The organism is Flavobacterium sp. FlaQc-28, from assembly GCF_044007415.1.
Lineage (GTDB): Bacteria > Bacteroidota > Bacteroidia > Flavobacteriales > Flavobacteriaceae > Flavobacterium.
This window is the reverse complement of the sequence record NZ_JBIPCM010000001.1, coordinates 895712-918416: the sequence shown is the minus strand read 5'-3', so window position 1 is coordinate 918416 and position 22705 is coordinate 895712. Positions and strand designations below refer to the sequence as shown.

Annotated in this window: 25 protein-coding genes; 5 read left to right on the top strand and 20 right to left on the bottom strand. The window is 33.1% G+C overall.

What is annotated here, in order from left to right; all coding sequences use genetic code 11:
- Positions 1-5: 5 nt before the first annotated feature.
- The 7 genes from ACHRVL_RS04035 to ACHRVL_RS04005 all read right to left on the bottom strand — a co-directional run bounded on the left by ACHRVL_RS04035 (position 6) and on the right by ACHRVL_RS04005 (position 4146).
- Positions 6-371 (bottom strand): DUF805 domain-containing protein, encoded by a 366-nt coding sequence (locus ACHRVL_RS04035; protein WP_395410523.1) that lies wholly within the window; start codon positions 369-371, stop codon positions 6-8.
- Between the two features lie 248 nt (positions 372-619).
- Positions 620-1420, bottom strand: a complete 801-nt coding sequence (locus tag ACHRVL_RS04030) for a M48 family metallopeptidase (RefSeq protein ID WP_395410521.1) — start codon at positions 1418-1420, stop codon at positions 620-622.
- Positions 1404-1850, bottom strand: coding sequence for a hypothetical protein (locus ACHRVL_RS04025; protein WP_395410518.1), 447 nt, complete (start codon positions 1848-1850; stop codon positions 1404-1406). Before ACHRVL_RS04025 ends, ACHRVL_RS04030 begins: the two co-directional genes overlap by 17 nt.
- Positions 1847-2260, bottom strand: coding sequence for a DUF2752 domain-containing protein (locus ACHRVL_RS04020; RefSeq protein WP_395410516.1), 414 nt, complete (start codon positions 2258-2260; stop codon positions 1847-1849). The genes ACHRVL_RS04025 and ACHRVL_RS04020 overlap by 4 nt, the downstream gene beginning before the upstream one ends.
- A gap of 3 nt (positions 2261-2263) precedes the next feature.
- Positions 2264-2602 (bottom strand): TM2 domain-containing protein, encoded by a 339-nt coding sequence (locus ACHRVL_RS04015; protein WP_395410514.1) that lies wholly within the window; start codon positions 2600-2602, stop codon positions 2264-2266.
- 173 nt (positions 2603-2775) lie between these two features.
- On the bottom strand, positions 2776-3051 hold the full coding sequence (locus tag ACHRVL_RS04010) for a TM2 domain-containing protein (RefSeq protein ID WP_395410512.1): 276 nt from the start codon (positions 3049-3051) through the stop codon (positions 2776-2778).
- Positions 3052-3198: 147 nt separating this feature from the next.
- The gene (locus ACHRVL_RS04005; protein WP_089053383.1) at positions 3199-4146 is read right to left on the bottom strand and encodes a 2-hydroxyacid dehydrogenase; all 948 of its coding nucleotides are present in this window, start codon (positions 4144-4146) and stop codon (positions 3199-3201) included.
- 362 nt (positions 4147-4508) lie between these two features.
- Here ACHRVL_RS04005 and ACHRVL_RS04000 point away from each other — a divergent pair, with 362 nt between their 5' ends.
- Complete coding sequence (locus ACHRVL_RS04000; protein ID WP_395410509.1) at positions 4509-5198, top strand: alpha/beta hydrolase; 690 nt, start codon at positions 4509-4511, stop codon at positions 5196-5198.
- A gap of 162 nt (positions 5199-5360) precedes the next feature.
- A complete protein-coding gene (nhaA, locus tag ACHRVL_RS03995) occupies positions 5361-6503 on the top strand; it encodes a Na+/H+ antiporter NhaA (protein WP_395410506.1) in 1143 nt (380 codons plus the stop codon).
- A gap of 71 nt (positions 6504-6574) precedes the next feature.
- On the opposite strand, the gene proC is transcribed toward nhaA, so the two are convergent.
- The 12 genes from proC to ACHRVL_RS03935 form a co-directional block, all read right to left on the bottom strand.
- Entirely contained in the window at positions 6575-7351 is a 777-nt protein-coding gene (gene proC, locus ACHRVL_RS03990) for a pyrroline-5-carboxylate reductase (RefSeq protein ID WP_395410503.1), read from the bottom strand.
- A 182-nt stretch (positions 7352-7533) separates the two neighbouring features.
- Positions 7534-8940 (bottom strand): magnesium transporter, encoded by a 1407-nt coding sequence (gene mgtE, locus ACHRVL_RS03985; RefSeq protein WP_395410501.1) that lies wholly within the window; start codon positions 8938-8940, stop codon positions 7534-7536.
- Complete coding sequence (gene rsmA / locus ACHRVL_RS03980) at positions 8930-9709, bottom strand: 16S rRNA (adenine(1518)-N(6)/adenine(1519)-N(6))-dimethyltransferase RsmA (RefSeq protein WP_089053388.1); 780 nt, start codon at positions 9707-9709, stop codon at positions 8930-8932. Before rsmA ends, mgtE begins: the two co-directional genes overlap by 11 nt.
- Before the next feature lie 154 nt (positions 9710-9863).
- Positions 9864-10175 carry a DUF4286 family protein gene (locus ACHRVL_RS03975; protein ID WP_089053389.1) on the bottom strand — a complete coding sequence of 104 codons (312 nt, stop codon included), beginning with the start codon at positions 10173-10175 and terminating at the stop codon, positions 9864-9866.
- A gap of 115 nt (positions 10176-10290) precedes the next feature.
- Positions 10291-12072, bottom strand: coding sequence for a tetratricopeptide repeat protein (locus tag ACHRVL_RS03970; RefSeq protein ID WP_395410499.1), 1782 nt, complete (start codon positions 12070-12072; stop codon positions 10291-10293).
- A 60-nt stretch (positions 12073-12132) separates the two neighbouring features.
- Positions 12133-12966: a prolipoprotein diacylglyceryl transferase gene (lgt, locus tag ACHRVL_RS03965; RefSeq protein ID WP_395410496.1), complete on the bottom strand. Its 834-nt coding sequence runs from the start codon at positions 12964-12966 to the stop codon at positions 12133-12135.
- Between the two features lie 94 nt (positions 12967-13060).
- Entirely contained in the window at positions 13061-14332 is a 1272-nt protein-coding gene (serS, locus tag ACHRVL_RS03960; RefSeq protein WP_395410494.1) for a serine--tRNA ligase, read from the bottom strand.
- Positions 14333-14482: 150 nt separating this feature from the next.
- A complete protein-coding gene (locus tag ACHRVL_RS03955) occupies positions 14483-15892 on the bottom strand; it encodes a tetratricopeptide repeat protein (protein ID WP_395410491.1) in 1410 nt (469 codons plus the stop codon).
- Positions 15893-15920: 28 nt separating this feature from the next.
- On the bottom strand, positions 15921-16817 hold the full coding sequence (locus tag ACHRVL_RS03950) for a hypothetical protein (protein WP_395410489.1): 897 nt from the start codon (positions 16815-16817) through the stop codon (positions 15921-15923).
- Positions 16818-17120: 303 nt separating this feature from the next.
- Positions 17121-18665, bottom strand: a complete 1545-nt coding sequence (locus tag ACHRVL_RS03945) for a patatin-like phospholipase family protein (protein ID WP_395410487.1) — start codon at positions 18663-18665, stop codon at positions 17121-17123.
- A 403-nt stretch (positions 18666-19068) separates the two neighbouring features.
- A complete protein-coding gene (locus ACHRVL_RS03940) occupies positions 19069-19611 on the bottom strand; it encodes a hypothetical protein (protein ID WP_089053396.1) in 543 nt (180 codons plus the stop codon).
- A 53-nt stretch (positions 19612-19664) separates the two neighbouring features.
- On the bottom strand, positions 19665-19835 hold the full coding sequence (locus tag ACHRVL_RS03935; protein WP_164975015.1) for a hypothetical protein: 171 nt from the start codon (positions 19833-19835) through the stop codon (positions 19665-19667).
- A 195-nt stretch (positions 19836-20030) separates the two neighbouring features.
- On the opposite strand from ACHRVL_RS03935, the gene ACHRVL_RS03930 reads away from it, so the two are divergent.
- From ACHRVL_RS03930 to ACHRVL_RS03920, 3 genes are all read left to right on the top strand, one after another.
- Positions 20031-20309, top strand: coding sequence for a hypothetical protein (locus ACHRVL_RS03930; protein ID WP_395410483.1), 279 nt, complete (start codon positions 20031-20033; stop codon positions 20307-20309).
- A 22-nt stretch (positions 20310-20331) separates the two neighbouring features.
- Entirely contained in the window at positions 20332-20889 is a 558-nt protein-coding gene (locus ACHRVL_RS03925) for a YdeI family protein (protein ID WP_395410480.1), read from the top strand.
- A gap of 74 nt (positions 20890-20963) precedes the next feature.
- Positions 20964-21866: a PhzF family phenazine biosynthesis protein gene (locus ACHRVL_RS03920; protein ID WP_395410479.1), complete on the top strand. Its 903-nt coding sequence runs from the start codon at positions 20964-20966 to the stop codon at positions 21864-21866.
- Positions 21867-21924: 58 nt separating this feature from the next.
- On the opposite strand, the gene ACHRVL_RS03915 is transcribed toward ACHRVL_RS03920, so the two are convergent.
- Positions 21925-22152, bottom strand: a complete 228-nt coding sequence (locus tag ACHRVL_RS03915; protein ID WP_089053402.1) for a CDGSH iron-sulfur domain-containing protein — start codon at positions 22150-22152, stop codon at positions 21925-21927.
- Between the last annotated feature and the right edge of the window lie 553 nt (positions 22153-22705).

Here is a 22705-nt window from a genome sequence, read left to right as displayed (position 1 = left end):
AGACTTTATTCTTTTCCAATTTCATCTAATTCTTCTAATCCATTTTTAGGATCTGCACCATATTGATTTGATCCTTTTTCACCTTCAGTAGCAAGTAATACGATATTGTAAATTGGAATAAGAATATACCAGCCGCTTTTACCAATATCATGCATTCTTCTAATTGCAACAGCAATTCCAGGAATTAAGACTGCTAAACTGTAAATAGTGCTTACGATTGTTAATTTAGGAGAAATAAAGCCTAAACCAAACAACAAACCATAACCTATTATAACATTCAACAAAAAGAACATCCAATATTCTCTTCTTCTGGCTCTTCCGTTAAAGTTTGCGTAGTTTTCCATAACTACTTTTTTGTACATTTCTAACATAATAAAATCTTTAAAATTGCCCTACTCTTTATGGATTTTCAGTTACTCCATTACTTCTTAACAAAGTTCAAGATTACTTACTTTTACAATTATTTAAAGAAACTAACCGACATTATAGTATCAAAAAAAGACATTTTTTTAAGACTGAGCTGCTTACAAACAAAAATCCCATTCATTACTGAATGGGATTTTTTACTATTTTATGCAAATTACTTTTATTTGACTTAAAAAACTAATTGAAAGAGTTATTAATTTTCATAATCAACTATAGATTTTTTAAAACCATCCCATTCTTCTTGAGATAATATCTTTTTTTTCTCTAGCTTTTTACCTTTTATATATTCTAAGATATATTTAGCTCTTGCTTCAGACTCTGGATGTGTACTTATCCAAGATAAAGCCCCTTCAAAATTTTTATCAAATGACATATCATAAAGAAAATCTGCAAATGGAGCTGGATCTATTTTTGCTTTCAACATATACTCTACACTCGTAATGTCTGCTTCTTTCTCAAGTGAACGATCATAAGCTGTAGATGACAATGTATGCATTATTTCTTTTATTATGCCTACATTATTATTGCCTGTTGTAATAGACATAAGAACAGAGAAACCAACTTCTTTAGATAATTTTTTCATAACATGATCGTTCTCAATATGAGCAATTTCATGACCTAACACTCCTATTAAGGCTTGCTCATTTTTTGAAGCTTCAATCAAACCTGAATACACTACCAAATGCCCGTCTGGCAAAGCAAATGCATTCACCTCATCTTTCTTAATGATATATACTTTAAGACTATCGCGAACTATTCCATTTTCTTTACATAATGGTTTTAGTAATTTATCTAGTGACTTGGCAATAGAATCATTTATGATTAAATCTTCTGTCATTTTAATTTGATCCCAAATTATATCGCCAACTCTTTTTTCGGTATCACTTTTAGCTTTATTAATTTTAAAGAAAGTTATATAATCTATCTGTGCCAATAAAAACCATATCCCAAAAAAAACTCCTACAATGGTTAATCCTCTAAATATTGTTTTCATTGGTTTTACAAATTAAATTAGTAATATCAGCAAAAAAATATATTTCGATATGATTTCCTTTTCTAGTCTGGCTTGCGAGATATAAGGTAAAAACGAACTCAACAAGATTAAAGCCTATTATAGTTAATATATAAGCAATGTATGTATTGGTAAATTCTCCCTCTTTGAATATAATCGAAATGGTCCACCAAAAACCTACTGTGTTAAAAAAGAACATTCCTAATTGCGCCAATAATGCTTGCGTGCAATGCCATTTAACAAAAGCTGTACTTTTTCTGTTTCCTAAATAAAAGAAAATAGATGCCAATAAATTCATAATAGGCAAAGGCAAACCTCCCAGCACAGCAACAAGTGACATCAAATAACTATTTGATGCTCTTTCTAACTCACTATCATAAGGCTTGTAATTAAACTTATTTAATGCGGTCATATTTGTTTGTTTATATTCCAAATCCAATTGATAATCACTAAAATAATCAATAGAATTGCAATTTTTCTTGTCCTAACTATTTTTTCTGTTTTAATGTAGAAATCGTAAAAGGATTGTCTTTTTGTGAAGTAATCAAACACAATCCAGCCTGGGGTGATAAGCATAATTCCCGTTACTATAATCCCGAATGGATTTAGATATAAAGAAGTGAGTATATTTCCTTTAAAAAAACTATCCACTGCTCGTGTAGTTCCACAAGAAGGGCAAGGAATAGTGGTTATTCTTTTAAAAAGACAGACCGTAAAATCATGATCAGATTCTAAATGTGATACAAAATCAAAAAAGAACAACCAACTATACCCCAAAAAACAAGCAATTAAAATTAATGCATACAGCTTGTTTTTTCTCATATTTTACAAAAATGTATTGTTAAATGCCATTGCATTTTTCTCTCTTGTTGCTCCTTGAATCAAAAACCAATCTACAATAGCCCAAATCATAAAACCTCCACAGGTAAGTAATTTACCAACTCCCATTCCTGTATCACCAATATAAAAACGGTCGATACCATATGCTCCTGCAAAAATAGAAATCAACAAAGCAGTCGTTGGGTCTTTAAATTGAGTTAATTGTAATCTTTGCCATTGACTCTCGTCTAAGCTTAAAAGTTTTTCCCTGATTGCACTTAAATGATGTCCTTCAAAATACTTCGCGTTCATCATCATGAACATATCGACTTTTTGTGTATCCATTATAAAATTTTGGTTTTGGTTGGTTCCTACTCTATTTGTGGATTTTCGGGTACTCCATTTTTTTGCAAATATAAAAATTACAAGAAATAACCTATTTTTTCTTGCTTTAACACTATGCCTTTAAAAATCAAAAAAAATCCCATTTGCGAATTGCGAATGGGACTATTTGTATTTTAGAACCAGCCTTTTTTACCAACTTGATACGTTTGATAAAAATCTTCATCAGTTTTAGTCAGATAGATTATTCCTTCTATAAGTCCTATTAGACTACCTAATCCACATAAAAGGTTAAGTAGTATTTGAATTATTCCTTCTTTTGTATAACCCAAATAGAATTTATGAATCCCTAAAGCTCCAACTAAAATTCCTAAAATTCCGGCAGTAACTTTTTTATTTTCTTCTCTTGGAGCTGATGGCGTATTCCACGCTTCTGGTTTTGTAGTTTCCATTTATATCTGTTTTAAGTTATTACACTATATTTTTTGTTAAAATCGCAACAATATTATCAAAAATTAATTTTATAAACTAATTATGACGCGAGTTTTTTCACAAGAAAAAACTCGTTATAAACTGTTAACTATTATAGTTGTCTTTCTTTACTTTTTATAAATGGCTTTTATTTTATCTACAATAACCTGCGCAAGGCGCTCATGGCTTTCAAAAGTCCATCCGGCAATGTGCGGTGTTAAGATTACTTTTCTTCCATCTAAAAGATATTGAAAAGCTTCTGGCGTATTTTTATCTTGAAAAAGTGTTTCAAAAGATAGTTTTTCATACTCTAAAACATCCAAACCTGCGCCAAGTACTTTTCCTAATTTCATTGTTGCGACCAAATCTGCCGTTACAATATTTTTTCCTCGTGAAGTATTAATGATCCATATTGGCTTTTTGAATTCATTAATAAATGCAGCATCAACCATTTTATCTGTTTCAGGAGTCCACGGAATATGCAAGCTCAACACATCGGTTTTTTCATGAAGTTCTTTTAATGACACTTGTCTAGCATTTTCATCGCCTACATTATCTTGAATGTCATAGCATAAAACTTCAACATCAAATCCTCTCAGTTTTTTTGCAAAAGCCTTACCCATATTTCCATATCCAATAATCCCAACGGTTTTACCATCAAGTTCATGACCGCGATTACTTTCTCTATTCCATTGACCAGAGCGAATTTCATAATCGGCAATATTCAATTTATTAAAAAGAGAGAGAATCATTCCTAAAGTATGTTCTGCCACGGCATTGCAATTCCCTTCAGGAGCAGCAATTAATTCGATATCCTTATCCAGAGCATAATCACAATCAATACTTTCTAGACCTGCTCCAACTCTTGCAATAAACTGCAAATTGACTGCCTTATCTAGAAATGTTTTGTCGATTTTGAATCGGCTGCGAATTACGATTCCATTATAATCTTGAATTTTCGCCTCAATTTCTTCTTTAGAAGAAGTAAAATCGGCATAATTTTCAAAACCAGCCTCTTCCAATTGCTTCCATAGAATTGGATGGTTACTATCGATATGTAGAATTTTTACACTCATTTTTATTTAATTTATTAAAACAAAAATACGGTTAATTCTCTTAGTTTTTTATTGATTTATTAATCCCATGAACGCTGACAACCTTAAAAAAACTCACCTATACTTTCAATAAATTAAAGAAATGCCTTTCAAACCAACTAAGAACTGCTTTAATCTTCACTTTATAATTACAAAAACAAATCACCGCAATAGTTAATCAATTAATTTTTATAATTTTATATACAACTGTTAATCAAACAAATAACAAAACATCACTTCATTCTTTCTTAACCTAAAAAACAGTTGATTAATCGTTTGAACAAATTGATTCTAAGTTCTAAATAAGCAATTTATATTTTAACCAATTAAACAGTAAAACAATTATGGCAACACAAGATTTAACCATTATTTTGGTTCACGGAGCGTGGGGAGATGGATCACATTGGCAATATGTAATTCCTGAACTGACAAAAAAAGGATACAAAGTACGCAGTGTTCAAAATCCTTTAACCTCTTTACAAGACGATATAAATAAAACAAAAGATTTAATTGATGCTCAAGACGGCAAGGTACTGCTGGTTGGGCATTCATACGGAGGTGCAGTAATTTCTGGAGCGGGAAATCACGACAAAGTTGCAGGCTTAGTTTATATTGCTGCTTTTGCACCAGATGCAGGAGACAGCTTAGGTGCTCTTTTAGGACGCAGAGCCGGCTCGGGAGGCGCCAGTATCTATCCTGATCCTAAAGGATTTTTGTGGATTAAGTATGATGAATTTCACAAATCATTTGGACAAGATTTAGACGAAGAAAGAGCTTTAGTTATGGCACTAGCTCAAAAACCAATACATGGTCAATGTTTTGGAGATCAAGCGGGCGAACCTGCTTGGAAAACTAAACCAAGCTGGTATCAAATTTCTAATCACGATAATATGATTCCTCCGGAAACTCAAAAAGAAATGGCAGAACAATTAAATGCTAAAAAAATCATTCATTTAGACACTGGACATGCATCTCTGGCATCAAAACCAAAAGAAGTAAGTTCTTTAATTCTAGAAGCTGCCGCTGCTCTCTAAAAAAATTTTAAAACCGCCAATTTTAGGCGGTTTTTTTATGGCTTTAGAAAAGAAATACTTCATTACAAAACTTCAGAATTTTTTATTGGTTATATTTTTTTTTAACTTTGAAAAACAGGAGTTAAAGAAAATTCTTTCTTTCTAAATTATTATACCCTTCAAATGAAACTAACCAAAACTTTTAAAGCCTTTTTTGAAAACGAAAAATCAGGCGGGCTGCTTCTATTATTTGTTACCATTGTTTCGTTGTATCTGGCTAACTCTTCTTATGCTGCTGAATATATCTCGTTTTGGGAAAAAGATTTCAATGGTCATTCTATTACGCATTGGATTAATGACGGTTTAATGACTATTTTCTTTTTATTAATTGGTTTAGAATTAGAGCGAGAAATTTATCATGGTGAATTGTCCAGTATAAAAAATGCTTCCCTTCCTATAATGGCCGCTTTTGGAGGAATGCTGGTTCCTGCCGCTATATTTCTAGCGTTAAACTTTGGAACAGCAACCCAAAATGGTGCAGGAATTCCGATGGCAACAGATATTGCTTTTGCAATTGGTATTCTTTCACTTTTAGGAAGCAAAGTGCCATCGTCTCTAAAAGTTTTTTTAACTGCTCTGGCAGTTATTGACGATTTAGGCGCTATAATAGTAATTGCAGTATTTTACACCACTTCGATTGCTTTTGTAAATCTTGCTATTGCATTAGGAATATGGATTTTCTTGTTTGTTTTGAATCGAATGAAAATTCACAATCTAATTCCATACCTAATTGGCGGAGTTGTTATGTGGTATTTTATGCTTAATTCTGGTGTTCATGCTACTATTACAGGTGTTATTCTCGCTTTTGTGATTCCGTTTGGTAATGGAGATGAGCAATCTTCTTCTTATAAACTGCAGCATTTTTTACACAAACCAGTTGCCTTTGTAATTTTACCTCTTTTTGCTGTTGCAAATACTTGTATCGCAATCGAATCTGACTGGCATGAAGGATTAAATCACCCAAATACTTTTGGAATTATTCTAGGATTGGTCGTTGGAAAACCATTAGGAATCTTACTTTTTTCGTCAATTGGTGTAAGTGCCGGATTATGTGCTTTACCTAAAAACTTAAAATGGGCGCATATTTTAGGAGCAGGAATGCTTGGAGGTATTGGTTTTACAATGTCTATTTTTATCACAATTCTTGCTTTTACAGATCCAGAAACTATTGTGTTTTCTAAAATAGCGATTTTAATTGCCTCTGTATTATCTGGTCTATTTGGTTTTGCTTACCTCAAATATGTTTTGGAAAAGAAAAAAGTCTAAAAATAAAAAATCCTAATTCCCAGCTTATCAAGTTTGGAATTAGGATTTTTAAAGATTGATTTTATTTATTCTCAGCCTTTAATTTGTTTCAAAGAAGTCTTAATTCCTTTTATCAATGATGAACTGAAACCATTGTGTTCCATTTCATTCAAACCAACAATTGTACAGCCTTGAGGCGTTGTTACGCGGTCGATTAATTGTTCTGGATGCACTTTTTCTTCTAATAACATCTTTGCCGCTCCTTTTACGGTTTGTGCAGCAATTGCTAAAGCTGTGTTTGAATCGAATCCAATTTCAATCCCTGCCTGCATAGAGGCACGAATGTAACGCAAAGCATATGCAGTACCACACGCACCTAAAACAGTCGCTGCATCCATTAATTTTTCATCAATTACCGGAGCTGTTCCTAAGTCTTGAAATAGATCAACAATTGGCAGTGCTTTTTCGCGGTCTTTTTCTGGAAAAGAAATACAGGTTGCCGATTCTCCAAACTGTGCCGCAATGTTGGGCATAATACGCACAACTGGGTATTCATTATTTGTTTTCGCTTGAAGAATATCTAAAGATAATCCGCTTACTGCAGAAGCAATAGTTTTATTTTGAATAACAGGCAGAATTTCAGCTAAAACGGTATCAACTTGATACGGTTTTATGGTTAAAATCACTACATCAGCTTCCTGAATATTATGTTTATTGTCATTAGAAACTGTAATTCCGTATTCAGATAAATATTGAATACTTGCAGTGTTTCTTCTTGTTACCGTAACTTGATTGTTTTTTGAAAATTTTGCAATTCCTAAGGCAATAGAAACGCCTAGGTTTCCTCCCCCTATAATATGTACTTTCATCCTGCTTGGTTTTAATTTATTGTTGGCTGATTAACAGCTCATTTTTCGGCATGTAAATTACGTAGATTTTCCCCATTTTAAATCACTGTAATCTATCAATTTGTGGCAAAAATCTAAAAGCCGAGAATCCTTTAGCGGCTGTAAAAACCCTAATTCAATGCAGTAAACAAACCTATTTTATTTTACAACAATTTCCCTTTTAAGAGTAAGGACGCAATTGTAAAGTAAATCACTAATCCGGTTACATCAACCAAAGTAGCAACAAAAGGTGCTGATGAAGTTGCGGGATCCAGCTTAAGTTTTTTCAACAAAAAGGGTATCATTGATCCTGAAAGCGTTCCCCACAAAACAATAAATACTAATGAAAGTGAAACTGTCATTCCTATCGCCAACCAATGCTCGCCATATTCATACAATCCGCTTTGCTGCCAAACTAAAATTCTAATAAAACCAACAATACCTAAGATTGCACCTAATAGAAATCCAGATGCAATTTCTTTTTTCATTACATACCACCAATCCTTTAAGGTAAGTTCCTTTAAGGCCATAGCACGAATAATCAAAGTTGCGGCTTGTGAACCAGAATTTCCTCCACTCGAAATAATAAGCGGTACAAATAAAGCTAGAACAACGGCTTTTTCGATTTCTCCTTCAAAAAATCCCATTGCCGAAGCGGTAAACATTTCACCAATAAACAGAACAACTAACCAAGTTGCTCTCTTTTTTACCATTTCACCAAGTCGGGTTTGAACGTAAGGAAGTTCTAACGCTTCAAGACCTCCAAACTTTTGAATATCTTCGGTATCTCTTTTTTCGATTTCATCTTTTATGACGTCGATAATATCATCAATTGTAATGCGTCCCACTAAACGTCCTAATTCATCTACTACAGGTATTGCTTCCAAGTCGTATTTATCCATTATTCGAGCAACCTCAACATCTGGTGTTTCAACATTTACAGAATACAATTTTCTAATGTATATGTCTGAAATTTGCGTTTTAGTAGATGTAGTCAGCAAATCCTTAAGTGATAATCTGCCTTTAAGACGATTTTCATCGTCGACCACATAAATAGAATGTACTCTTGAAACATTTTCGGCTTGAATACGCATTTCTTTCACACAAGTAAGAACGTTCCAGTTTTCATTAACTTTCACTAACTCTTTATGCATGATACCTCCGGCAGTATCTTCATCGTAACGAAGTAAGTCTACAATACTTTTTGCGTGCTCAACGTCTTGAAGTTCGGAAATTACTTCAGCCTTTCGATCTTTCGAAAGCTCACCAATAATATCTGCCGCATCATTTGTTTCAAGCTCATCAAGCTCTTCTGCAATTTCTTTTGGCGAAAGTCGGTTTAAGATTTTCTCACGTAAATCATCCTCTAATTCTAAAAGAATTTCAGCTGTTTTTTCACTGTCTAAAACCTTAAAAATATAAGTAGCATCTGCAATGTCAATTTCGTCAAGTATTTCGGCGAAATCAGCATGGTGCATGTCATTCAATAAAATCTCTAGCTCTTTATTGTTCTTAGCTTGAATAAGCTGTGCTATTTCCTTAATGAGCTCTTTACTGATTTTAAACTCCATCGGCTTCTATTTTTTGAGTCAAAACAATAAATTCCTCGACACTCAGCTGTTCCGGACGTTTATCAAAGATAGTGTCTTCTCGCAGATTATCAGATAAATTTAATGTTTTCAAACTGTTACGTAATGTTTTTCGTCTTTGCTGAAAAGCCGTTTTTACTACTGTAAAAAATAACTTTTCACCACAAGGAAGACTGTAATCTTCCTTTCGGGTCATTTTCATCACACCCGACTTGACCTTGGGCGGAGGAATAAAAACATTTTCATCTACCGTAAACAGATACTCAGTATCATAGAAAGCCTGTGCTAAAACAGATAAGATTCCATAGGCTTTGGAGCCTTTTTTCTCGCAGATTCGTTCTGCAACTTCTTTTTGAAACATTCCCGAAAACTCAGGAATCTGGTCTCTAAACTCTAATGTTCTAAAAACAATTTGAGTAGAGATATTATAAGGGAAATTTCCAATTATTGCAAATTGTTTATCTCCGTATACTTCATGTATATTGTATTTCAGAAAATCTTTAGAGATAATCTGATCTTTTAATTTTGGATAGTTCTCCCCTAAATACGCCACAGATTCGGTATCAATTTCGATCACGTGAGTATTAATTGGTTTCTCGAGCAAATACTTAGTAAGCACACCCATACCAGGTCCTATTTCTAAAACCTCTTCATATCCCTTTAAGCTCAAAGTATCGGCAATTGCTTTTGCGATGCTTTCGTCTTTAAGGAAATGTTGTCCTAAGTGTTTTTTGGCTTTTACTTTTTCCATTTTCTATCTTGTTTTGCCGCGAGGGCGCAAAAGTATTCTTTTTGCTGCAAAGGCTCAAACTTTTTTACTACTAAGACTCAAAGACACAAAGTTTTATTTAGTTTTTGTTCCGATTTTATAACTAAAAACGCAAAACCGAGATTAAAAACTCAAACTAGTGCTCTGAAATAAGCTCCAATTCTGTTCTAAAAGAGAGCATTTTATCAGCAAATAATTCTAATGCTTCTTGTCTTAATTTAGGCGCATCTTCAAGGTAATACTTTTCTAAAGTAGCCTTACTGTCTGTTATATATTGAACTGAATATGTAATACCTCCCATTTCCTCTTCAACTAAAACTCTAACAATTCTTGCCGATGAGAATTTTTGAGTTGCTAAAACTTCTGGTATGTGTTTTTCCTGCATCCATTTTAACCATTGGTCGTGAACGCTTTCGTGTATATTGGTTGTAACGTTGTAAATAATCATTTTTTCTAAAGATTCTGAGATTCTGAGGTATTAAGATGCTAAGTTTTTTCTTTTTAGACTCTTAATTCCTTATTGAATCATCGTATTATTAATTCTTTTCTTTGGGATTTGGAATTTATAAATTCTTATCCCCTCTTAACTCTCGGTATTTTTTTCTGGCATCAACAAAGTAAATACTATCCTGATGATTAAAAATTACCTTTTCATATAAAGGCTTTGCCTTTTCTATATCATGCAATTCGTCGTTGTAAATTTCTGCCGAAAAAAACAACGCTTCATCAACATAAATTCCATCACTGTGATGATCGATAATTTGCTGGTATTGGCTTAAAGCCGAATTGTAATCCTTCAAACTTTCGTAAATCTTACCTAAACGCAACATTGTAACAGCTTCGATTTCCTGCCCTTTATAAGCCTTTAATATACTTTGAAACTGTGCAATTGCTTCTTGTTTTTTATTCTGATAAATTAAAAAATCACCTTTTGCAAACTGTTTCAAAGCTGTTTGTGTCGAATCGGCAGCTTTATTATCGTTTATTAACAAAAAATACTCTAGAGCATCATTGGCAATCAATTGTGTGTTTGCCGATTTTAATGCTTTAAACTGTGTTAAAGCCCACTCAAAATCAGTTTTAAAATAACTTGTTTTAGCGGCTTTTAAACTTGCTTCATACACCATAACATCATTCTTTAGATCTAATTGAATCTGCGAATAATAAATTAATGCCTGATTGAATTTTTCTTCTAATAACAAAATATCTGCAAGTTCCATTTTGGCATCTGCCTGCTGATATGCATTCAAATTTAATTCCAGCGCTCTTTTTACAATTGCCTTAGCTTCTTCTGTCTTTTTTAAATTAAAAGCTAAAAAATGCGCTTGAATTAATTGCAAAGATAAGGTAAAAGGAGTTATTTCGTAAGTTGTGAGCAATTGCTGCAGCTCATTTGTAATTACGGGATAATCTTTTTCCTGCGCTTTATCGATTTTAATCTGCATCAAACGGGCGTTGCTCTCTACCAATAAATCTAAATCTTTGGTGTTTTGAAGAATGAAGTTCAATATTTCTTCTGCTGTATCTGTATCATCTTCATTTATGGCAAACTGACTTAGGTTTACAATGCTTATTAATGATTCTGGTTCGCGTTTGTAAATTGCTTTCTCTTGAATAAATGCTTTTCCAAATTCTTTTTGTTGTACATAAAACCAGCTTAGATAATGATTCCAAAAAACATCCTGATCTTTTTGTGTTTTTAAAATCAAAGCTTTTCGCATAGCATCTTTAAATGCTGTATTATCTGTTTCTCCATTCATAAAACGGGAAAGTTGCGTTTGTATCAAATTGGAGTTTTGGGGATTCTGATACGATTCTGTCAGCAGCATATCGATCATTAAATCTGTTTTCCCAAGCTGACCGTATAACATCCCGATTTGAAAGTTAAAATTATAATTGGGCTGAACCTGCATTCCCGTTTGATAGGCTTTCACGGCATATTCAAGCAGAACTTTTTTCTCAAAAGAATTGCCAATTCCGTAAACATCATTAGGACTTATTTTGATTTTATCGATTGCCTGTTCGTAGTACGATTTAGCCTTAGAATCATTTTTTTGTAACTGAAAATTATATCCTAATTCAACTAAAAAAACACCTTGCTTGTATTTGTTATAACGATCCTGAATCGTTTTTTCGGCAACATCATACATTTGCAGCTGTTGGTAACAGTCTACTGTTCTTAAAAAATACTGCGTATTAGAGGGAGAACCTTTTAAAAGCTCTTCATAAATCAGTTTAGCTTTCTCAAAATCGCCTTTCTCGTAATAATTATTTGCCAATTGCTCGTTTTGCGAAAACACAAAACCAGACCACAACAAAACGATATAGATAAAGATGTTTTTCATATTCAGCTTATTAAGTTGCAGCTTTTTGTTGCCTATAGTAGAATCTCAACACAGTAATTATCAAACTCCTGCGTAATCATTTTTTTGTCTTGATTTTAAAACAATCAAAATTATGCCAATAATTATAAAAGGAATACTCAATAATTGTCCCATATTAAAAAGCATATTATTCTCAAAACTTTCTTGATTTTCCTTAAAAAATTCAATTATAAATCTCGCTAAAAACAATAGTGTCAAAAAGGTTCCAAAAATCAATCCGTTGGCATTTCTAATCCTTTCTGATTTATACATTTTAAACAAAATTCCAAAAATCACTAAATAAGCAAATGCCTCATACAGTTGGGTTGGATGCCTTGGAATCATATCGTCTTTTTGAAAAACAACGCCCCAATTTCCGTTAGTAGCTTTTCCGTAGATTTCAGAATTCATAAAATTTCCAAACCTGATAAATGCTCCTGTTACCGGAACTCCAACTGCCATTTTATCTAAAAGCCACAAAAACTTTACATGATATTTTCGACAGTATAAAACCAATGCAATAAGAACACCAATTGATCCGCCGTGACTTGCTAAACCTTGATATCCAACGAACTTATAAACTCCTGCTGTTTCTTTTATCGGCAAAAGAATTTCTACCGGATGCTGCATAAAATATTCAGGCTCATAGAAAAAAACATGCCCTAATCTTGCACCCAAAATTGTTCCAACAATTACATAAACCAACAGACTGTCAAGATTCTCGACAGAAAGGTTTTCCTTTTTGTAAATATTCCTTACGATATAATATCCTAATAAAAGTCCGCAAGCAAAAAGCGCTCCGTAATACTTTAAAGGAAAACTATCAGTTATCCAATAAATAACAGGATCTACATTCCAATTTAACACTCCATTCATCCTCTTCAATTTTAATTATGCTGACTGTTACAATTAAGAAAACCTAACAAGTTTAAAAAAACCTGTTAGGTTTAACCCTAAATGTACGAAATTTTTAATTTATGATGTCAAAACCGCAGTAAGGACGTAAAACTTCTGGAATTACGATTCCTTCTGGTGTTTGATAATTTTCTATAATTCCTGCTAAAACTCTAGGCAAAGCCAATGAACTTCCGTTTAATGTGTGTGCCAATTGGTTTTTACCTTCTTTGTCTTTAAAACGCAGTTTTAAACGGTTTGCTTGAAAAGTTTCGAAGTTAGAAACTGAACTAATTTCTAACCAACGATCCTGCGCTGTAGAAAACACTTCAAAATCATAGGTTAAAGCTGATGTGAAACCCATATCACCTCCGCAAAGACGTAAAATTCTGTATGGCAATTTTAGTTCCTGCAAAATATTCTTTATATGCTCTACCATTCCGTCAAGCGCTTGGTATGAATTATCTGGATGTTCGATACGAACAATTTCAACTTTATCAAATTGGTGCAAACGGTTTAATCCGCGTACGTGCGCTCCATATGAACCTGCTTCACGACGGAAACATGGTGTATAAGCGGTGTGTAAAACTGGCAATTCGCTTTCGTTTAAAATAACGTCACGGAATAAATTGGTAACCGGCACCTCAGCTGTTGGAATCAAATATAAATCATCAACTCCAGCGTGATACATCTGCCCTTCTTTATCTGGCAATTGCCCAGTTCCGTAACCTGAAGCTTCGTTTACCAAATGCGGCACTTGAACTTCATTATATCCTGCTGCAGTATTTTTATCTAAAAAATAATTAATTAAAGCGCGTTGCAAACGAGCTCCTTTTCCTTTGTAAACAGGAAAACCAGCTCCAGTAATTTTTACACCCAATTCAAAATCAATGATATCGTATTTTTTAACCAATTCCCAATGCGGTTGTGCACCTTCGTGCAAAACTGGAATATCACCTTCTTGAAAAACATTCAAATTATCATCTGGAGTTTTTCCTTCAGGAACGATATCTGCCGGAAGATTTGGAAGCGTGTATAATTTATTAGTCAGTTCAACAGCCAAAGCTTCTGCTTTTTCGCCAAGTTCTTTACTTTTTTCTTTTAATGAAACGGTTTTTTCTTTTAAAATTGCGGCTTTCGATTTCTCTCCCGCTTTCATTAATTCGCCTATATCTTTGGACAATTTATTAGATTCAGATAAAATATTGTCTAGCTCAACTTGCGCAGCACGACGGTTTTCATCTAATTTCACCACCTCTTCAACAACGCTTTTAGCATCGATATTTCGTTTTGCTAAAGCCTTGATTACTTTCTCCTGATTTTCTCTAATAAATGCGATTTGTAACATAGCTTGTTTTTTATAACTATTGTATATTTTTTATAACGGAAGCAAATTTAAGCAAATGTTTCCTAAGATTATGACAAAGTTTTTGAGGAAAGAGATATTTCCCACAGATGCATGTGGTTTATCTAAAGGTTTATAAAGAAATTTTTAAATTTATTCTTTTATCATTTTAAAAGTTTGAACTGAACCGTCAATTGTGATCTTTAAAATATAAAATCCCGAAAGCAAACCCGAAACATTTATAGTTCCGTCGCTTGTTTTTCCTTTTAAAACGGATACAGACTCAAAGTTAAAAAACTCAAAATCATAGTTTTTAGCCTCTAAATTCTCAACCGTAATTGTGGCCACGGCTGGATTTGGAAAAACAAAAGGCTTGTTTTTTACGTCTTCTTTTGGCGGCGTTTTATTGCAAGCACTTTCTAAAAGCATATCGAGATCAAATTCATCATACGTTAAAGTATAATTAAGTTCTTTTGCTTTTGTAAACAACTTACAGGCATCATTATATTTTTTTTGATCTAGATAAATGATTCCAAGATTTTTCATCGCGTAGGAATTGTTTTTATCCATCTCCAGTGCCATTTTTAAATCGACAATTCCTTTGTCTGACTCTCCAAGTTTATGATAGATTAAACCTCTTGTTGTTCTTAAATCTCGTCCGCCGTATGCAATTGTTCTTTCGATAATCGCTTTTTCAGATACAAAAGCAAACATGATATTATCCATTGCTTTTTCATACTCGCCAATATCGCTGTACAATCTGGCAAGTCCCCATCTGGCATGTGCATGATCGGGTTTTGCTGCTATAATTTTCTCTAAATAATAACGCGCCAAATCATACGATTTTCGTTGCTGCAACAATGTTGCAAAATTATATAAAATGCGATAATCATTGGGTGCATTCTGGATTGCTTTAAAATAATAATGGAATGCAAAACTTTCCATTTCCATTGATCCATATATACTTGCCATACGATCATAAAGCTTACTGCGAAAGGCCGCCGTTTTCTTTTGGGCAGAATCTGATAAAACTAAATTCTTGTTTTTTGGATCTTTGTCGATCGCATATTCAACCTTTTTTAAATCCTCAATAGCCAATGTTGTATTGCCAAGACTGATTCTTAAAACCCCGCGATTATAGAGATCATTAATTCTTGTTGGGTTAAAATTGGTCTTTGTATTAATTTCTGTCAGCATTTTTAATGCTTTCTTGAGTGTTTCTTCCTGATCTTTATTAAAAGGAAGTTTATGATCAACTCTGCTCGTTAATTTTCCATGTAAAAAGTTCCATGTTACGAGTTTCTCTCCTTGTTTGTTGAGCTGATAACAATCTCCATTCTTTTTACCGTCTTTATCAAAATAAAAAACTTCATTAAGTTTCCCGCTTGAATAATAGGTTTTAGAACTGTCTGGCTTTTTATCGGCTCCATACCAAATCTCAATAGACACTACATGATCGTCATAAAAATACCGTGTCACATTATCAGACACTTCTCTTTGTTTATCTTGCGCCAACAAGAAAACAGGCAAAATCAGTAAAACAAAAAGTATTTTTTTTAGCATTTTTTTCAGCTTCTATAAAAACATAAAATTATAAAAATCGGTTTTGATCGTCTTTTTTAAACGAGTAGATTTTACCATTGTATCGCAGCCTTTGAAATTCTTTTTTAACTTTTAGATCATTCATTTTCTGAATATCATTTTCTAAATCTTCTTCGGCAGCGGCCTCGTATGAAAATATTTTTGAAACTAATAAATCATAAAATCCATTTGACTGAGCATCAGAAATACTAATACCGGTTTCGAGCGTTTCGATTTGATAAGTACCGCTGCCATCTGAATCTCCATTTACTGATCGAATTGGATATTCGTATAATAATTTCTTCATTTTATTTCCGTCGAAAGTCATGATCGTGAGCTTTTCCTCAGAATACACTACAACTCTGCTGTTTGAATACACTGCTGTGGTAAAAGCAATTGCCTGATTCTTTTCATCCAGTTTCAATAGATTTTTCAAAATATAGGTTTTACCAACTCTTAAACCTTTATTTTCATAATAACCAAGACTAGCATCAGATTCTTCTGCCAGAATTTTTCCGTCGCTGTTATTTACGAAAACATATTTTCTTTCGTAATAATTGCCGCGGTTTTCATCATTTGATTTTAATATGCTCTCTTTTCTAATAATACAAATCACAAAAAAAGTTGTTTGGTCATTGTATTTAATCGAGCTGACATCTTCTACCTTGACAGCATTGTAATTGATTTTCAAGTTTTCGGATGCTTTTTTGAGCAGACTTAAATCTAATTCGTCAGAAGAAATTATGTATTCACTATTCTTGAAAATCAGTTTTTCAACTGGTTTAGGTGTCTCTGTTTTTAGAGCCAGCGATAAAGCATTTTCCTCAATGATTTCTTTCTCTTTTTTTCCACAAGAGGATAAAAAAAGAAAAATGCCACTGAGAATTAAGTAGGTTTTAATTCTCATTGTTCTTGATTTTAATAATTAGGGGCTTCCAAATATAAAATAATCTGCTTACCCTTTTTAATTAAAATCACTTTTTTAAGAGAACTCTTAATTTAACCCACTAGGTATAATTACTTTCAACACATAGTCCCGATAGCTATCAGGGCAGCTTTTGTAATTTAAAATAAGGCGTTTCACTTTTTTAAAATACACATAGCTGCGCTATGCGAAAGAAACTTGTTTCTTTTTGTCTTCTTTTTTAGATATAAAATCTATGTTTCTATGAGTTTAATTATTTTTTTGCAGTTACCTCAGCGAGTTATTTTACTTATACTCTACAAGCAATTCTCTTAATTCATTTGTTTTCAAAAATACCGCAAAGCGTCCAGATAAAAGTAAAACATCTCTTTCCTGAGCCGTAATTCGCAATTTTGTTTCAACATGAGAAGCATATTCATACAGCAGTAATACCTCACTAGCAGTTAATTCTGGAAATTTATCTTTATCAAGTGTTGCCACTATTATTTCGCCATCTTTATCTTTTTTAAAGGCACTTTCGCCAAATCTAGTGACTAAATTTTCTTTAAAATTGGCAAAGAGCTTAATCCAACTGCTGGAATCATCGTTTGTTGCTTTCAATTCAGCAACTAAATCATTATAATCTTGATCTTTTTCCATTTTCAACAAATGGTCTCGAATTGTAGTAAAACCAATTATCTGATAATTCTTAACAGGAATTTTATATCTTTCAAAAGTACTTTCTACATCTTTATCAAAAGTCATATATCGTGTTTGAACGGTATAAAGTGACGCCGTTTCAAACAATGAAAGAAGACCAATTTTTGTATCGTTTATATAAGGTTCCTTTTTTCCTTGACCAAGACAGTCAATAAAAACAGCTTTTTTATTTTTATCATTTACTTTCAAATCGCTGTGTAGCACTTCCGCCAACGTTTTGTATCCCATATTATCCGAAGCGCCGCCGTCGATAATACACAAAATTTTACTTTGATCTTTGACGCCAAATTTAACCTTTGGCAAAACACCCGGAAAGGCAGAACTCGCCGTAATACCATACGTTACAGGGAAATTATATCCGTCATTAATTTCACTTTCGTTTAATGGCAAAGAGGCTCTATTTGGCGCAAGCGATGCATTAAGTTTTAATCCTTTAATAATATGCGGCATAAACGGAATTCGTTCTCCGTTATTAAAAGCTGTTCCGTTTGCAATAAACATTGGCATCAAAGGCACAACATTACTCTCTTTTGGAATAAAAAAATCAGACAGCAGCATTTGTTTTCCAAATTTATCTTTGTTGTCAGGATTTATCGCATCGTATTGCAAAATATCAGCATCTATGCGCTGTGTCATCGATACTCGATCTCCTTTTTCGTTACGACTGTTATTTAAAAGCGACAATATATTGGCCGATTTATCGACATAATCTTTGTAAGCATCTGCTTTTGAAAAATAAAACTCGTTGAAAGAGCAGTTGTCTTGAAATAATTTATTCTTGAGAATGGTTAAATAATATCCTGCCGAAAAACAGCCGCCGGAAACTGTCGAATAATAATCGATTTCATTCAAAAAATTGCGCTGCAGATTGTTTTCGCTAATTTCTTCAAGGCCAAGAAGAACGCCCATACTGAAAAACTGCGCTCTTGAACCACCGCCAGAAATACTTATGCCGAGTGCAATATTAGGATTCTGAAAACTGGGATCTCTTTCCTGAACCGATTTATAATCATTTAAAGAAACTGCAGGAATAGAGCTGTAATTAATTTCGGAAAAAAGATTGATTTTGTTTTGAGAAATTGCTGCTTGTACAAAAAGAACAAGCAAAATTTGGCAGTATTTATTTCTCATTTTGGGCCTTTTTAAAATCTGTAAAACACTCAAAGCGAAATTAATAAAGTTATTTCACAAAATAAGAGCAAGCCTGCGTAAAGATTTGTTAAGTTTTCTCAGTTGGATATAATTACTTTCAACACATAGAAACATAGCTTTGCAATCGAAAATTAGGCGTTTCACTTTTCCTAAATACACATAGCTCTGCTATGCGAAAGAAACATGTTTCTTTTTGTCTCCTTTTTTGGATATAAATCTATGTTTCTATGTGTTAAATTATTATTTTTTAGACAACTACAAACCAAAGAATTAAGCATTGCTCTTAGTAAGACCTTACTCTTTTAAAACAACAGTTTTAAAAAGAATAACTAATCACAAAACCTTTGAACCTTTACTACTCTGAACCTTTGAACCTAAAAAATTACGCTCTTTTTATTTCATGCCCAACAAATTCTTCTAAAACAGCAAATATCTCATCTACAGGAAGCACTTCAAAATCTGGATGATTTTTCAAGAAATTGGCATTTAGTTCTACCAAGTTTTCATCTAATTCAAAATAAGTATTGTTGTTGAGCAAGTCTCTTGTTGGGTTTACACCTTCAAACTTTCCTTTAAGAAATTTAGCAATTTTTACGCTGCTCAATAATTTGACTCTTTTAGCTTGTGCCTGAAATAACTCCAAATGTTTTTCGGCACCAATCAAAGTCAAACCTTCTTCAATCAATTCGTTTAATTCTTTGTTCCAACCAGAATTATAGACAAACTGCGAAAAATTTCCAGCTGCATACTGCGATGCATAATAATCTAAATAATAACTCAACAAAGCATCTTCATGAATCAAATCGTCATCTACTTTTTCTTCACGCATTAGGTTGATTACCGAAATATTAGAGTTGATAATATCCTGTGGATTTTCACTTTCCATTGCTGTTTCAGAAACTATAATTCTACCGAATTCCTCCATTTTGTTTTGTTTTGTGATTATTTTAAAATTAAAGACTTAAGAAATCTACTAAGTTAAACAGCGTCAGATTCGTCGTTCTTCTTCATTTCATTCATTTTCGCAACTAAAGCTTTCAATCGTAAAGCGCGTTCTCTTTTTTCTTCTTGAAGTTTAGCCTTTTTACGATTTAGTAATTTGGTATGTAAAGCCTTGTTTTTAGTATTCTTTTCGGGTCCTTTTGCCATGATTCACATCCTTACTGTTTTGCTTTGCAAATTTCGTCCAAATAATGATATAATCAACAATAATTTTTTGGGAGTTTCCTGTAAGCTATTTATTAGTATCTCTAATAAAAACAGCATTTATTCGAGTCATATTTTTTTGTAAGTTTATTACGAAATTAAAATATTGTCTATCTAAATCTTGAAACTGCCAATTATATGACTCTGCCAAAAAATCTAACCTTATTCTATGTCTCAGGAATTCTCTCTATTATTATTGGAATTATTTATGCTGTAATCCTTATAAACGGAAACTCTGCACCAGATGGATTAATGGGAATTTATATCTTGTTTTGGTTACTGCCCGTTTTTGCGGCTGTATTGATAGATCGTTTTTTGGTCAAGAAATTTGGAGCCCAAAAAGTCAATAAAGTTCAATTCTCTTTTTTGTTGTTTATTATACTTTTATGGATTATTAGAGCTATTGCTAATTTGTAAAAATCTTTTAACTGCATAAAACATGAACCCAATCTTCTTCCCAACCCCAGAAAAATTTAGAGCATGGTTAGAAAAAAATCATGATAAAGAAACCGAACTTATAGTAGGTTTCTATAAAATGAGCACCAAAAAACCATCAATGACCTGGTCAGAATCTGTAGATCAGGCGCTTTGTTTTGGCTGGATTGACAGCGTTAGAAAATCAATTGATGAAGAAAGTTATTCGAACAGATTTACACCCAGAAAAAAGTCAAGCAACTGGAGCGCCATCAACATCAAAAAAGTCGAAGAACTTACCAAGGCAGGACTTATGAGAGAAGCCGGATTAAAAGCTTTTGAATTAAGATCTGATGCAAAATCTGGAATTTATTCTTATGAAAAGGAACCTGAAATTCTCGATCCTGAATTTGAAAAACAATTTAAAGCCAATAAACCCGCTTGGGCATTTTTCGAAAATCAAGCGCCATCGTATAAAAAAGTTATGATTCACTGGATTATGAGTGCCAAACAAGAAAAAACCAGACTTTCGAGACTAGAAAAAGCAATAATCATAAGTGCTGAACAAAAACGAATGTTGTAAAAGCTGTTGTTTTCGTATTTTTTAAGCACTAACTTTATTCCGTCTAAAAAAGTGTAAGCTAAAAAGAAAAAGGAATGGAAGGAAGAAAAGCATTAGAATATTATGTTTTAGATGTATTCTCAAACGAAAGTTACAAAGGAAACCCGCTTTCAGTGGTTTTTACAAATGGTAATTTAGAACTAGAAACCTATCAAAACATCTCCAAAGAATTTGGCTATTCTGAAACTTCATTTGTTTATTATTCTCCAGCACAAAAAGCATTAAATGTGCGCTCGTTTACTCCAACCGGAATCGAAATTGACGGCGCAGGACATAATTTATTAGGAGCTGTCTGTGGAGCTTTATTAAAAGGAATATCCATATTTAAAGAACAAGACGAAAACGCACGTTTCGTAATCATGAAACACGCTGCAATTCCGTTAACCGTAAGTTTTGATCCAGTAAGCTTTTATCCAGTTGTACAAATGCATCAAAAATCGGCTGTTCTTAAACAAGAAATACCAACCTACAAATTAGCAGTTGCACTTGGTTTAAAAATTGAAGATTTAGACAGCAACGATTTTGTTCCTACAATCGTTAAAACTGAAGTTTCGCATACTATGGTTCCCATCAAAAACAGTCAGATCCTGAACGATTGTATTCCAGATCCTAAATTGTTGATTGAAATTTCGAAAGAATATCAATCTGAAGGTTTTTATTGCTTTACCATAAAAGGTCAAAATGAAGAGCATATTGCCGAAACTAGATTTTTTAATCCAATAATCGGAATTTATGAAGATCCCGCAACAGGAACTGCCGCAGGCCCATTAATTGGATTTTTAACTCAAAAAAAACAAGCAAAACTCAATCAAGAATATAAAATTCTGCAAGGCGTAAAATTAAATCAACCTTCGATTATCGAAGCCATGTGCCGTGAAAATGATATTTTAGTTGGTGGTTCATCCATAATTACAATGAAAGGGGAACTTTATCTATAAAACAAAAAAGCTGCATCTAGAAAATGCAGCTTTTTTTATATTCAAATTAGAAAAAATCTTAATTTGTTTTCATTGGAGGCAAATCGAATGCAACAGACTCGTGTTCGAAATTATTTCTGTGTCCGCCATCGCAAAATGGTTTGTTTGCAGATAATCCGCAACGGCAAAGACCAAGTGCAGATCTTCCTTGTAATCCGTATACAGCTCCTTCAGAATCCATGATTTCAAAATCACCTTCGATTTTGATTGATCCATTTTTATTGATGATTAATTTTGTCTTGCTCATAAACTTATTTTTTAGTTTTTTTTCGGAAGGCAAAGATTGCGAAATAAATCTTGAAGATTTTAGTGGCAACGCTAGTTTAAACTGGTTCTATTTTAATGGAGATTTACCACAAATATTGTCAGACTGAGCGAAGTCGAAGTCTCTCAAAGATTTTATATTTATTTACTCTGAAATAATCTCGCAAAGACGCGAAGTCGAAAAATTTCTTTCACACAATCTTGTCATTTCGACGTAAGGAGAAATCTTCGTGAGCAGCTCTACAAAGATTGGCGAATTTCTTGTGCAGATTTCTCTTTTGTCGCAATAAACAAACTTGCCTTTTTTTAGCCCCGATAGAAGTGAAAATCCTTTTGTGGCGGTCCCGATAGCTATCGGGAGCCACAAAAGATTGTAATGGATAGCGGGATTAACTCCTGAAAAAACTGCTAAGAAAAATCAAATCTTTATCGAGTTTCTAGTGTGATTTCTCGTTCCTCGAAATGACAAGCTTAAGTGTTTTTCTTTGCGAATGGCCACGTAATAACAAAATCTCAATTCTATTGCTTATTTTTGC